The organism is Vibrio crassostreae 9ZC13, from assembly GCF_000272045.2.
Classification (GTDB): domain Bacteria; phylum Pseudomonadota; class Gammaproteobacteria; order Enterobacterales; family Vibrionaceae; genus Vibrio; species Vibrio crassostreae_C.
In genome coordinates, this window is the sequence record NZ_AJYZ02000019.1 from 1012981 (window position 1) to 1026245 (window position 13265).

At 44.8% G+C, this 13265-nt stretch carries 14 protein-coding genes and 1 riboswitch; of the genes, 4 read left to right on the top strand and 10 right to left on the bottom strand.

Translation table 11 applies throughout. The features are described 5' to 3' along the window. Positions 1 to 69: 69 nt before the first annotated feature. Both A136_RS05660 and A136_RS05665 read left to right on the top strand, forming a co-directional pair. Positions 70 to 1605 (top strand): mannose-1-phosphate guanylyltransferase/mannose-6-phosphate isomerase, encoded by a 1536-nt coding sequence (locus tag A136_RS05660; protein WP_017064828.1) that lies wholly within the window; start codon positions 70 to 72, stop codon positions 1603 to 1605. Positions 1606 to 1620: 15 nt separating this feature from the next. Then, complete coding sequence (locus A136_RS05665; protein ID WP_017064829.1) at positions 1621 to 3045, top strand: phosphomannomutase/phosphoglucomutase; 1425 nt, start codon at positions 1621 to 1623, stop codon at positions 3043 to 3045. 110 nt (positions 3046 to 3155) lie between these two features. Here the strand turns inward: A136_RS05665 and aroG are convergent, their stop codons facing one another. From aroG to A136_RS05685, 4 genes are all read right to left on the bottom strand, one after another. Beyond that, positions 3156 to 4208: a 3-deoxy-7-phosphoheptulonate synthase AroG gene (gene aroG / locus A136_RS05670; RefSeq protein ID WP_017061746.1), complete on the bottom strand. Its 1053-nt coding sequence runs from the start codon at positions 4206 to 4208 to the stop codon at positions 3156 to 3158. 313 nt (positions 4209 to 4521) lie between these two features. Continuing rightward, the gene (locus A136_RS05675) at positions 4522 to 4737 is read right to left on the bottom strand and encodes a DUF3820 family protein (RefSeq protein ID WP_017064830.1); all 216 of its coding nucleotides are present in this window, start codon (positions 4735 to 4737) and stop codon (positions 4522 to 4524) included. 13 nt (positions 4738 to 4750) lie between these two features. Further along, positions 4751 to 5422 carry a DUF3313 domain-containing protein gene (locus A136_RS05680; RefSeq protein WP_017064831.1) on the bottom strand — a complete coding sequence of 224 codons (672 nt, stop codon included), beginning with the start codon at positions 5420 to 5422 and terminating at the stop codon, positions 4751 to 4753. Positions 5423 to 5522: 100 nt separating this feature from the next. Beyond that, entirely contained in the window at positions 5523 to 5876 is a 354-nt protein-coding gene (locus tag A136_RS05685; RefSeq protein WP_017061749.1) for a hypothetical protein, read from the bottom strand. A gap of 323 nt (positions 5877 to 6199) precedes the next feature. Continuing rightward, positions 6200 to 6289: riboswitch (cyclic di-GMP riboswitch) on the top strand. 72 nt (positions 6290 to 6361) lie between these two features. Here A136_RS05685 and gbpA point away from each other — a divergent pair. After that, positions 6362 to 7828, top strand: coding sequence for an N-acetylglucosamine-binding protein GbpA (gene gbpA / locus A136_RS05690; protein WP_017064832.1), 1467 nt, complete (start codon positions 6362 to 6364; stop codon positions 7826 to 7828). 111 nt (positions 7829 to 7939) lie between these two features. Here the strand turns inward: gbpA and cyoE are convergent, their stop codons facing one another. Genes cyoE through A136_RS05710 form a run of 4 tightly spaced genes read right to left on the bottom strand, consistent with a single transcriptional unit; the run spans position 7940 to position 11568 of the window. Beyond that, entirely contained in the window at positions 7940 to 8914 is a 975-nt protein-coding gene (gene cyoE, locus A136_RS05695; protein WP_017064833.1) for a heme o synthase, read from the bottom strand. Further along, on the bottom strand, positions 8904 to 9959 hold the full coding sequence (locus A136_RS05700; RefSeq protein ID WP_017064834.1) for a COX15/CtaA family protein: 1056 nt from the start codon (positions 9957 to 9959) through the stop codon (positions 8904 to 8906). Before A136_RS05700 ends, cyoE begins: the two co-directional genes overlap by 11 nt. A 60-nt stretch (positions 9960 to 10019) precedes the next feature. Next, positions 10020 to 10628 carry a hypothetical protein gene (locus A136_RS05705; RefSeq protein WP_017064835.1) on the bottom strand — a complete coding sequence of 203 codons (609 nt, stop codon included), beginning with the start codon at positions 10626 to 10628 and terminating at the stop codon, positions 10020 to 10022. Beyond that, complete coding sequence (locus A136_RS05710) at positions 10621 to 11568, bottom strand: SURF1 family protein (protein WP_081326281.1); 948 nt, start codon at positions 11566 to 11568, stop codon at positions 10621 to 10623. Before A136_RS05710 ends, A136_RS05705 begins: the two co-directional genes overlap by 8 nt. On the opposite strand from A136_RS05710, the gene A136_RS05715 reads away from it, so the two are divergent. Beyond that, positions 11456 to 11686 (top strand): DUF2909 family protein, encoded by a 231-nt coding sequence (locus tag A136_RS05715; RefSeq protein ID WP_017064837.1) that lies wholly within the window; start codon positions 11456 to 11458, stop codon positions 11684 to 11686. The genes A136_RS05710 and A136_RS05715 overlap by 113 nt on opposite strands. A gap of 19 nt (positions 11687 to 11705) precedes the next feature. Here the strand turns inward: A136_RS05715 and A136_RS05720 are convergent, their stop codons facing one another. Together A136_RS05720 and A136_RS05725 are read right to left on the bottom strand one after the other, a co-directional pair. Beyond that, the gene (locus A136_RS05720; protein ID WP_017064838.1) at positions 11706 to 12590 is read right to left on the bottom strand and encodes a cytochrome c oxidase subunit 3; all 885 of its coding nucleotides are present in this window, start codon (positions 12588 to 12590) and stop codon (positions 11706 to 11708) included. A 38-nt stretch (positions 12591 to 12628) separates the two neighbouring features. After that, entirely contained in the window at positions 12629 to 13258 is a 630-nt protein-coding gene (locus A136_RS05725; RefSeq protein ID WP_017064839.1) for a cytochrome c oxidase assembly protein, read from the bottom strand. Between the last annotated feature and the right edge of the window lie 7 nt (positions 13259 to 13265).

The following is a 13265-nucleotide window of genomic DNA, read 5'->3' on the forward strand; positions in this document are numbered from 1 at the left end:
ATCGATAAGTAATAAGCGTGAAGCGTGGTAATATGATGGCAGTATTCTAATGCACCTAATTACCACGCTATGATTTTACCTGTCATTCTAGCCGGCGGCTCCGGAAGTCGTCTCTGGCCACTGTCTCGCGAGCTTTACCCTAAGCAATTTCTCAATATTGCCGGCGACCAGTCAATGCTTCAGCACACACTTCAACGCCTGCAAGGCCTTGAAGAGCACTTGATGGATAGTAAATGCGATGCCCCATTCATTATCTGTAATGAAGAGCATCGCTTTATTGCCGCTGAACAAGCTCGATCAGCTAACATTCAACATAGTGGTATTCTGCTAGAGCCAGTCGGTAGAAATACAGCCCCAGCCATTGCGCTTGCCGCCCTAAAGGCTTTAAGTAAACCACCGCTTAATGAACAAAGCGCATCCGACCCTATCTTGTTAGTGCTGGCTGCTGATCATCACATCGCGAAAACCTCTGAATTCCAACAAGCGATTAGTCGTGGTGTTGATTATGCAAAACAAGGCAAGCTGGTGACATTCGGTATAACACCTAGCTCCCCAGAGACTGGCTATGGCTATATCAAGCAGGGAGAGCCTCTTTACTCCAGTGCTCAAACTGATACTAATGGAACAGAGCAGCCAATCAATCACGCCTTCGCCATAGAATGCTTTGTAGAAAAGCCAGACACAGCAACAGCAGAAGAGTACATCCGCTCAGGACAATACTTATGGAACAGTGGCATGTTCATGTTTAAGGCATCACGCTATGTTGAAGAACTCGCCGAACACCACCCTGAGATAGTAGCGGCTTGTAAACTCGCTCTTGCAACGCAAAATACCGACCTCGACTTTATCCGTATAGACGCTGAAGCATTCAAAAGCAGTCCAAGTGATTCAATCGATTACGCCGTGATGGAAAAGACCTCGCACGCCGCGGTGATCCCGATGGATGTCGGCTGGAACGATATTGGCTCATGGTCCGCGATCTGGGATGTAAGCGAAAAAGATCAGCACAATAACGTCATTGAAGGTGATGTGTTAACCGTCGACTCTCAACACAACTACATCCATGCTGAAAATAAGCTGGTTGCGACGGTAGGTGTCGACAACCTGATTATTGTCGAAACCAAAGACGCTATATTGGTTGCAAATAAAGACAAGGTTCAGGGTGTTAAATCGATTGTCAGTCAACTAAATCAAGCGGGTCGCACAGAACATGTGCATCATCGTGAGGTGTTTAGACCTTGGGGTAAATACGATGTTATCGACCTAGGCAAGCGCGACAAAGTTAAACGTATCACCGTTAAACCCGGTCACAAGTTGTCGTTACAAATGCACCACCATAGAGCGGAACATTGGGTAGTCGTGGCGGGTACTGCGAAAGTGACCAACAATGAGAAAACCTATCTGGTTGAAGAAGATCAATCCACTTACATCCCTTTAGGTCATATTCACAGCCTAGAGAACCCAGGGGATCTCCCACTCGAGATGATTGAAGTACAAACAGGCAGTCATTTAAGTGAAGGCGACATCATTCGATATCAAGACAGTTATGGGCGAGACGTGCGCAAGCAACAAGTCCACTCATCAAAGCACAACCAAACGAAATAAAGCAGCGACAAATCGATGAAACCAACATTAGACCTAAACTGCTTTAAGAACAACGATATCCGCGGCGTCATTGGTAAACAAATCAATGAGCCACTCGCCTACCTGCTCGGTAAGGCATTTGGCGAATACGTCCTATCCGCTAAGCCTGAAACCTCACTCGATGGTTTGGCGCAGGTAGTGATTGGTCGTGATAACCGCAAAACCTCCCTGTCATTACAAGAAGCCATGACCAAAGGCTTAATCGAGTCAGGGATTACCGTCATTGATCTAGGTATGACTGGCACTGAAGAGGTCTACTTTGCGACTCGTTACCTAAAAGCGATTGGCGGAATACAAATCACAGCCAGCCACAACCCAATCAATTACAACGGCATGAAAATGGTCGGTGTAGACGCTAGCCCTATCAGTAAAAACAGTGGTTTAGATGAAATCAAACGACGCATTGAAGAACTTCATCAAGAGCTGAACTGCAATTTACCGTTCGTTCATGCACAACCAAGTAACTCTAGTAGATCGAACAGTATTCTTGCTCCGTACGTTGAGCACCTACTCTCGTACATAACCCCATCAAAGCTGTCACCGATGAAGATTGTGGTTAATGCTGGGAACGGTGTTGCAGGACATATCATTGATGCTTTAGATAATAAATTTAACGAACTCGGTGTCCCTATCACCTTCATCAAAGTTCATCATAACCCTGATGGAAACTTCCCAAATGGTATTCCAAACCCTTTGATTAGAGAGAACCAAGCAGCCACTCGAGATGCCGTTTTAGAGCATTCTGCCAACCTTGGAATTGCTTGGGATGGAGACTTCGACCGATGCTTTTTCTTTGATGAGCAAGGCAATTACATCGAGGGTTATTACATTGTAGGGTTGCTTGCTGAAGCATTCTTGGTCAAACAGCCTAACACGACTGTATTGCACGATATGCGCATGACCTGGAACACAATTGAAATCGCAAAAACGCATGGTGGAAAAGCGATTGGAATTAAAGCAGGACACGCACTGATCAAAGAGAAGATGCGTGAAACGAATGCCGTCTATGGGGGCGAAATGAGCGCACACCATTATTTTCGTGATTTTGGATATTGCGATTCAGGCATGATTCCTTGGCTATTGGTTATCGAGCTGATGTCGAAAACTCAACAATCTCTTCACCAATTAACGAGTACTAGTATAGATAGATTCCCCTCTTCCGGGGAGATCAATCGAAGAGTCTCAGACCCAGAGCAGGTCATGGCTTGCGTGTTATCGCACTACCAAGATCATGCCGTTGAGATCGATCACACAGACGGAATCAGCATGAATATGGGCTCATGGCGCTTCAACTTAAGAAAGTCCAATACCGAGCCATTAATACGCCTTAACGTTGAAACCAAACAAGATAAAGCTTTACTGTCACTTAAAGTCGACGAGTTACTGTCTTTTCTCATTTAAGAATACAGACACTTCCAGTTTTCAACTAAGATCCACAAAAAAGCCCTTATTAGCTGTTGCTAACTAAGGGCTTTGAATTTTCAGTAGCTTAATCGCTGACTGTAATTAGTCTATTTGTTACGACGAGCTTCAACAGCGTCTGCCAGCTGGCGAAGTACTGTTTCAGTGTCTTCCCAACCAATACACGCATCAGTAACAGATTGGCCGTACGTTGCAGCTTTGCCCTCAACCAGGTCTTGGCGACCTTCAACAAGATGAGATTCAATCATCACACCAAAGATAGCTTTGTCGCCACCAGAAATTTGTGCGCTTACGTCATCAGATACGTTCATTTGACGCTTAAACTGCTTAGAGCTGTTTGCGTGGCTGAAATCGATCATCACTTTTTGTGGAAGACCAGAAGCTGCTAGCTCTTCTTTAATCTTACCAACGTGTTCTGCGCTGTAATTTGGCTCTTTGCCACCACGTAGGATGATATGACAATCAGGGTTACCTGCTGTTTCAACGATAGCTGAGTGACCGTACTTAGTTACTGATAAGAAGTGGTGAGAAGCGCTAGCAGAGCGAATAGCATCTGTTGCAATCTTGATGTTGCCATCAGTACCATTCTTAAATCCAACTGGGCAAGATAGGCCAGAAGCCAGTTCGCGGTGAACTTGAGATTCTGTAGTACGTGCGCCGATTGCACCCCAGCTGATTAGGTCAGCAACGTATTGAGGCGTGATCATGTCTAGGAATTCGCTTGCCGTTGGCATGCCCATGTCAGTTAGGTCCAGCAGTAGCTTACGTCCTAGACGAAGGCCATCATTTAGCTTGAACGTATCGTTCATGTACGGGTCATTTATTAGACCTTTCCAACCAACAGTTGTACGTGGTTTTTCAAAGTAAACACGCATTACGATTTCAAGGTTATCACCAAGTTCGTCGCGCAACACTTTCAAACGTTTACCGTACTCAAGAGCAGCTTCTGTGTCATGAATAGAACATGGGCCGACAATAACAAGCAAGCGATCATCGCTCTCTTCTAAAATATTGTGGATCGCTTTGCGGCTTTCAAAGGTTGTAGAAGAAGCAACTTCTGTCGCTGGAAACTTTTCTAAAACAGCAACAGGGGGTAATAACTCTTTTACTTTGTTAATTCTTACATCATCAGTCTGGAACATTGCTTACTTCTTCCTTTTTTCTATCCTTGAGCTGAATGTACGTTGTCTCACGTCACTTTCTATCAGCACTAATCTTCTTGTTCCCTGTAACTTAACTAGTAAAAACTCTAGTTTCAATCACTAATTAAAAATAAACGCAATTTTTTTTGTGTTTTATATTTAAAACACCCTGTATACCATTATTTACACGCTATCGATTGCGTATTTTATAGCAAGGTAAGAAGAGCCATTCTTCAAGCTACATCATGCATGTAAAATTGTGTCGAACTCAAAAACAAAAAAGCTCACGTGATCAGCGTGAGCTTTTATTTAATTACATTCTTTTCAATGGCTTGATGACACTATCAAGCCCTTCAATTTTCAGAGCAAGGCACAGTTTCAATAAATCGCCGAGTTCACCAGACGGGAATCCCTTTTTATCAAACCACAGCAAATATTCTTCAGGTAAGTCAATCAGTGTACGACCCGCGTACTTTCCAAATGGCATCTGCATTCGAGCCAACTTAATCAGGTTCTCTTTCTCTAGCATTATTCGGTCTTTACTATGCGTCATCTATGTTGTGTAGAGTATCACCTAAACGTTCAACCCAATAGTTGATCGCGTCTTTGGCATCATCCAGCGAATCAATCATGGTTGAAAAATCTTTGTTACCCGCTTCACGGTCGATGGCTGCAAACAGTGGTGTGCCCTCTTGAGCATCACTGACCAATAACTCTACACTCGCACTCCCAACATTGGTGTGCTCACCAGTCGTGACCTTAGATATGGTTGACATCGCAAGGTCAAACGGCAGAACGCTGCTCGTTACAGCTAAGAGCGGATTGGGCGTTTCAACGTTACTCAGAGCGATACTCAAGCGGAGCGTTTTTCCTGTCGGTTCATCGACAATCGTTTTATGAGGCGATATTTTATCTTCCAAGCGCGCAACCATGTGCTCAGTGAGTTCCTGAATCTCTTCCTGATCCAACGAACCTTCTTCTGCTAAAACAAAAATTTGGTCGATCACTACAGAATCGTAGTCATCTAACTTGGATTTCAAACGCTGCGCGTCACGTAGCCCAACCCTTGCCCAAACCAAGTCGACGCCTCCGTCAGGCCCAGCCTGAAAATCTTCGTAGCTGGTAAATTTAGTAGCGGTTCTAATTGGGCCGCCTGCACAACCAAGCAAGAAAATGCTGGTTGCAACAAGCAAAAGGACTTTTAAAGGGTTCATAACGCACTTAGTCAAAATTAAGGAATCTAATTAAGTATGACATACCCTATGTGAAAAGGTTGTAGAAAAAGGGGGTTAAAAATCAGAGCTAACTCTAAAATTAATCATGTTGAACAGTGTGTGCGTACTCTACAATTACCTGATTTCCTTCAATATAAGCATTTTGGATCTCACCATCAACACTCATTCTACTTTTCAGGTAGACCACTTTAGGCCCCGATTCATTGCCCTCTTTTAGCGAGGGGAATACATTCCTTGGTTCCAAATGAAGTAAACGACAAAAATGACTAATGAAAGACATGGTTAATGGCGTCTCCCCTCTTAGCACTCTTGAGAAATCAAGCTGGTTCATGCCTAGCTTTTTTGAAAACTCCATCTGCGTAATTCGCATTCTCGATTTTTGTGACATCCACGTTTGATACAACGCGTCTCTGTCTAGTTCTGTGAATTCCATACCGGCTCCTTTATATAATTCATACCAATCAATTGTCCGGTTTTTCATACATGGCGTGTCAGGGTTCGGTTAGTGGAAACCAAAGGTTTGGTTTTGATATGTGCACAATTGTTGTACAGAGCGAAGCGAAACAACCCAAAGTCATTCACTAAAACGATTAGATCAAATGCTTTCTTTATTTATATCAATAATTTATACGTTAACGAACTAAACATATAGCAAGTTAATTTGTATCAAGAATTAAAAGTTCGAGATTGGCATTCCACATTTCAATCGATTGATTCGCATTTATAAAACTGGTTGGCTACATTTCGATTGCTCAAACGCACTTCTGGCAAACTATTTGAAAGAATAGGACGCAAAGCCACCGGTCTGTCGACAAATATTCTGTCTATGATAGCGGGGCCGCCACTTAATAGAATTTAAGTGTAAATGCATGCCGGGGTGTTCTCTTTTTTGTCGGCCAAATACAGTAAGGACAAATAATGAAACAACTCCAAAAAAAATCACTCATCGCGCTATCGCTTCTTAGCGTAAGCGGTGCAAGCTTCGGTCACGGTTATGTCTCGGCATACAACAATGGCGTAGCTGAGAGCCGTGTTGCCCTATGTAAGTTCCCTGCGAGTGATACGCAAGAGAAAAACACCAACTGTGGTGGTATCCAATACGAACCACAAAGTGTAGAAGGCCCTGAAGGCTTCCCAGAAGTTGGCCCTGCTGATGGGAAAATCGCCAGTGCGCAATCTTCTTTAGCAGCAGCACTAGACGAACAAAAGGCAGACCGCTGGGTTAAACGCCCTATCAAGTCTGGTTCTCAATACTTCGAGTGGACATTCACAGCTAACCACAAGACTCGCGATTGGAAATATTACATTACTCAACCCGACTGGAATCCAAACCAGCCGTTGGCTCGCAGCTCTTTTGACTTAACGCCATTCTGTGTTGTTGAAGGCAATATGGAACAGCCACCGATGCAAGTCAGTCACTTGTGTAATGTGCCAGAGCGTGAAGGTTATCAAGTGATCCTTGCGGTATGGGATGTGGGTGATACTGCAATGGCTTTCTACAACGTTATCGATGTGAAGTTTGATGGCGACGGCCCTATCATCCCGGATTGGGATCAAGGCGGTCAAATCAACCCGACACAAGACCTGAATGTTGGTGATGCTGTTTATACTCGCGTATTCGACCAATCCGGTGAGAACGCTTCATACAGCACTGAGCTTGTGATTGAAACTTCTGAACAAGGCAAAGCCAATAACTGGTCTTACGCTCTTTCTTCTAAAATCAATCAAGAGCAGACGCAAATCAAAGCAGGTCAATTGAACGACCAAGGCGATTTTGCGCCAGTATACGGCACGAACCCTGTTTATCTAAAAGCAGGTTCTGGCTTTAACAGTGTGGAAATCGGCTACAAGATTGACACTCCAGAACCCGAGCTTGAGCTAGAAGTAACAGGCTTAGAATCAGAGTACATTATCGATGAGAGCCAACCTACTCAGCTTGACCTTACGCTAGCGGCAACAGGCGATATTCAAGCTGAGCTTACCGTGTACAACCATCACCGTGAAGCACTTGCCTCTCAGAAATCGGACCTAACAGACGGACAAGTTGAAGATATTCAACTGACTCTTTCTAAGTCTGAAGCTGGTCACCACATGCTTGTGGTTGTGACGAAAGATGACCAAGGTAACTTAGTGGATCAGAACACGCTTGATTTCCACCTAATGGACGAGCAAACACCGCCACCAGCAGGCGACTACGACTTCGTGTTCCCAGAAAGCATTGAGTCTTACACAGCAGGAACAAAGGTTCTAAGCAGCGATGGTGGCGTTTATCAGTGTAAAGAGTTCCCATACTCTGGCTACTGTGTTCAATGGGCTCCAACAGCAACTCAGTACGAACCAGGTGTCGGTTCACACTGGCAAAGTGCTTGGAACAAAGTGGACTAAGTACTCGCTAGATACTTACTTTGTATTGGGTGAGTTTTAGTCATCAACCAAACAAAAACGGATGCCCAAAGCATCCGTTTTCTTATTCTGTAACAGCTGAAGCATCAGTTATCAAAGTAGATAGTGGTCCGCCAACAGAGCGACAAACAAGATCATGAGATGATAGATGGAGAACTTAAAGGTCTTCATCGCCATATTAGGTTCGTCACGATATTTAAGTACCCAAGCGTGATAAACAAACCCGCCGTTGAGCACCAATGAAGCGCTCAAATATATCCAGCTACTCATGCCGACCAATACCGGCAATATACATACGATGCTTAGCAGCAAGGTATAGAGCAAAATAGAAGTCTTGGTGTATTCGATTCCGTGGGTCACAGGCAGCATGGGGATATTCACTTTGGCATACTCATCACGACGATGAATTGCCAACGCCCAGAAATGAGGAGGTGTCCAAATAAAGATGATCATCACCAACAACCAAGCATTTGAATGCAGTTCGTTGGTAACCGCCGTCCAGCCCAGTAACGGAGGCATTGCACCAGCGATCCCTGCTATCACAATGTTTTGCGGCGTTGCTCGCTTCAAGTACATGGTATAGATGACCGCATAGCCCAATAAACTTGCAAAGGTTAGCCAAGCCGTGAGTTGATTGACCCACACCACTAACGTAGCGAACCCAAATAAGCCGATACCTGCTGCAAAGCTAAACACACGCACACTACTCAGCTCACCGGATGGTAAAGGGCGTCGATTTGTTCGAGTCATCTGGCCGTCGATCTTTTTATCGATCAAATGGTTAAACGCAGCCGCTGAACCTGCCATTAACCCTATCCCAATCATTCCGAACAAAGTTTGTTGCAAAGGCAATCCATTCGGCACGGCCAAACACATCCCAACCAATGCTGTCAGCAACATCAAAGCCACCACTTTAGGCTTAGTCAGCGTTAAATAAACTTTCCAAGTGGCTTTGTTTTTTTCAGCCTTTTCGTTACTTAAAGTTATGTCATTATTGGCTGTTATCTTATGAGTTAAGGCTGCGTCTTGAGCCACCACTTCATACTGTGTTGACGTTCTACTGACCATGATTACCTCCTTGCAATACACTGTTCTTCACCACGCTCTCACTCGGTTTGCGTTGCCACACCACAAAATTGGTTACAACCATGCTGATGAGCAACATTGCTGCGACTAGGTTATGCAAAACCGCAACTGAGATTGGCAGGTGAAACCATACATTACTGATCCCAAGGCTGATTTGAGTAAACAACACTATTGCGACAATCATGCTCAGCTTTTGGTGAGGCACTTGACCAAACTTCCATAACTGGTACACGACCATCAGCACCGTTAATGTCGCCACAATAGCCCCGAACCTGTGCATGACATGTATGGTAAGCCTCGCGGGATACTCCAACACACCAAACTCATAGTTATCGTGTCCGTGTTGAGCAAAATCGAACGCATTTTTGAAATCGAGGTCGCTCATCCAGTTACCTTCACAAATAGGCAATTGGGTACACACCAAAGCGGCATAGTTTGACGATGTCCAACCACCAAGCAGTATCTGCCCAACCACAATGAGTAACCCAAACAACGCCCAAAATTTAAGTGTTGGAGAATAAGAAGCCTCGCCAAAACGGCTTTGGAATTGAGACAAACGGCAGTAGAGCAGACACAACAGTGACAGCAACGTGAAGCCCCCCATCAAATGCGCCATAACCACAACGGGCATCAACTTAAGAGTCACCGTCCACATTCCAAGCAAAGCCTGAAAAATCACAGTGGCAGAGATAAGTAATGGAAGACCAACTGGTGTTATATTCTTTTTAATACACCAAGCTACAACGACAAAGATAAGCAACCCTAATGTTCCTGCAAAGTAGCGATGGATCATCTCTACCCACGCTTTGTCTGCTTCAAGAGATCGCTCTGGAAATTGCAGATTGGCTTGACTCACCGCTTGGGCATCAGACGGAACGGTGATCTTACCGTAACAACCCGGCCAGTCAGGGCAGCCAAGGCCAGCATCAGACAGGCGTGTATAAGCTCCGAGAACAATCACGGTAAGGGTTAACAAGATAGTTAATCTCATCACAAGCATCAGTAAATCAGGGGCTTTATTCTGCATCACTTATCTCCCTATACTTATTCCCTTTCGCTGCTTAAGCTCAAGCATTTGCGCCATCAACTACCCAACTCGTGACAGCTTAAGTAGCTTTCTTAAATCATGAATCATACCTTTGGATTGCCCGACTAACTGCGACGGTTCCGACACGCTTTTGTACTCCATAACCAACTGTCCTAGCGGGTCAATAATGACAATAGAAGCCGGCGCAAACTCGGTGCTTAACTGATCGCCACCAGCTAACAAAGACAGATCCGGCTTATCAAGCGAACCCGATAACGAGTTGCCTTCCGATACAAAAACAACGGCCGTCACTCGCTCTTTGTTTTTCCCTAACGCTAAGTAGCTTTGATTCAAATAATGGAGTTGTTGTTCACACAAGCTTTCGCACTCCATCGGCGCGATATACCCCACAACCCAACCCTCTCCAGCCATGGGTACCGTTACGCCGAAATCCGCTAGTGTAGTTCTTGGTTCGACCAATTCGCCCGAGTTAGTGACACCTGATGTGTACCAATTCTGGTCCAGCACAGCTTTGGCGATAATGGCTGGCAAAGCGAAAATTAAAACAAGTCCAATTATTACCAAGCGCCCTTTAGTACGACGGCTTCTGAGCTCAGCCATGTTTGCCTCGGTAATTTCCCTGTTCACTTGTGCTTGAGATTTATCCATCCTTATTCCTCGTGATAGGTGTTGCTTTTAGGTACCGATAGCCAATCAACAACATCAAAAACAAAAGTACCGCAGCCATAACAAACCATTGAAATGAGTAACCAAAATGCTTCTCAGACCTCATCGCCGTTGGACGCCATAACATTTCATAGGGCCATGAATCTAAACTCTGAGGTTGGAAGACAAAGGGCAGCACTTCTTGTCCTGTATACTGTGATAACGCTGCTATGTTTAGGTTTTGGATTCTATTCGGTGTCGTATTTTCTAAACCCAACTCATGACTTAAAGGATTAATTGAGCGTGTATACAAGCGCCCTGACATTTTGGTTGGTACAGTGATACTTCCTAATTGCGGTAGTTCTCTTCTGTCATTACTTGCCGGAACAAACCCAAGATCGATCAACAACTGTTTTTCAGCCACTAAGGACTGGTTTCCATCTTCAAAGCGAACCTCACCCAACATGTAAATCACATACCCTACCGTTCCTTGGCTTATCTGGTTGTCTAACAAGAGCATCAAGCCGCTCGTATTGACTAATTCAACATCAGCCTTTAACCCGTTTAGGGTTTGAGGATTTAATGACTCTTGACCAGATAAATCCAGCTCTCGCAACTCAGAAATAACGACACCTAAAGGTTGTGACGAGAGATGTGCTCTCTCAGCTAATTGCTGTTCATCACGTAATTTCTCGTTACCACGATCGAGTTGCCACAAACCTAACTTGATTAAAGCGCCGACTGAAACCACAGTTAAAACAACCGCTATCCAAAAACCTTTACTGCGGAACTTGTGTTCATCATCAATCAATCGGTTTGGAGTTATCACTATGGCGTCATCTACCTTTGTTCTGTTATTTAAAGTCGTCTTGGTCGCTTTGCTGTTTTTTATCGCTTTCAATTTGATGAAAGGCCTAATCCAAATCGCCTCGGGCAAACACAATGGAAAAAGGCTCAGTCACTTCTTGGGGCGTCGTGTCATGTGGTCAGCCGTTGTCGTGCTACTTTTATTACTTGCTCTGGGATCAGGAGTGATAACTCCCAACCCTCGCCCCTATTAATCCCCTATAGGCTCAATCGTTAAAGTACATAAACAAACACAAACAGGCCCAACCAAACCACATCAACAAAGTGCCAATACCAACTGCCCGCTTGGAACGCAAAGTGGTCTTTCGGAGTGAAGTGGTCTTTCGCAACCCTTGCCAGCAACACAATCAAAAAGATCGTCCCTAAACAGACATGTAAGCCATGAAACCCAGTCAGTAAAAAGAAAGTATTACCGTAGATGCCAGACTGAAGTGTCAGCCCCATCTCTTGATAAGCGTGAAGATACTCTTCAACTTGGAAGAACAGGAAGAAGCTAGCCAGAACAATGGTTATCTCCAACCACACGATCAAAGCCATACGCTTATTTTGTTCAAGACTGATATGTGCCATGTGCAGCGTCACAGAGGAAAGCAGCAGAATAATGGTGTTCTTAAGCGGGATACCTTGCCAAGGCATGGCTTGTGTCGTTACGCCATCAGGGGTCGTCGTTAGTGGCCAAATTGATTGGAACATCGGCCACAATACTTCATGGGTCATTTCATTATTGCCCGCACCACCAATCCAAGGCACAGAAATCATTCGAGCATAGAAAAGCGCGCCAAAGAAAGCGCCAAAGAACATGATTTCGGAAAAGATGAACCAACTCATTCCTTGTCTAAAAGAACGAGAAATCTGCTCAGAATAGAGACCACTCAATGATTCTGTGATCACATTGCTAAACCAACCTGCGAGCATGTAAAGCAGCACAGCAAACCCGACTAACAACACCGCTTTGCCAAACACACCACCTGCGGCGTCGGTACCCATGTTTTGCACCGTCAAGCCAGCGCCAACCGCGACCAAAAACAGTGCTACAGCACCCACCAATGGCCAGTGGCTTTGATGTGGAACGAAATAAACTTCCTTTTTAGAACTCATCGCTCAACTCCTTATGTTGATACTGGTTCTGTAAATTCCTAGTTACTTGCGAGTACGTTAGGCTCAGATTTATTGGCCGCAGCACCCACCTCATTCGTGATATTGAATAATGTGTAAGAGAGCGTCAGCGTATGTATCGATTCTGGAATATCTGGCTCAATGTAAAATATCAAACCCATTTCTGCGCTCTTGTGCCCGTCCAATGGCTGCTGATTAAAGCAAAAGCATTCCATCTTATTGAAGTAGGTTGCCCCCATACCTGGAGAAACCGACGGTACGGCTTGGCCAACCAATGAGGCTCCAGAAAGGTTTTTGGCAATGTAGTTAGTTTGAACCACCTCACCAGGATGAACCTCTAACACTCGAACTTCAGGCGAAAACTGCCATGGCATATCTGGCTTGATGTGGGACATGAATTCGACTCGAACCGTACGAGAGTAGTCTGGCTGCATTCCCTGAGGTTGCACCGCTGAAACAGTATTAGTTTTGCCATTGATGCCTAAGGCCTCACACATGACATCGTAGAGCGGCACCAAAGCGAAACCGAAGCAAAACATCGCAACCACGCTCAACACCAAGTAGCCCGTCAGCTTTTTGGTCGATCGCTTATTAGACAGGCGCTTAGGTTGTTTTTTATCTTGATTGGGATCGCTTTGCTTATCACTCATGGTTCTG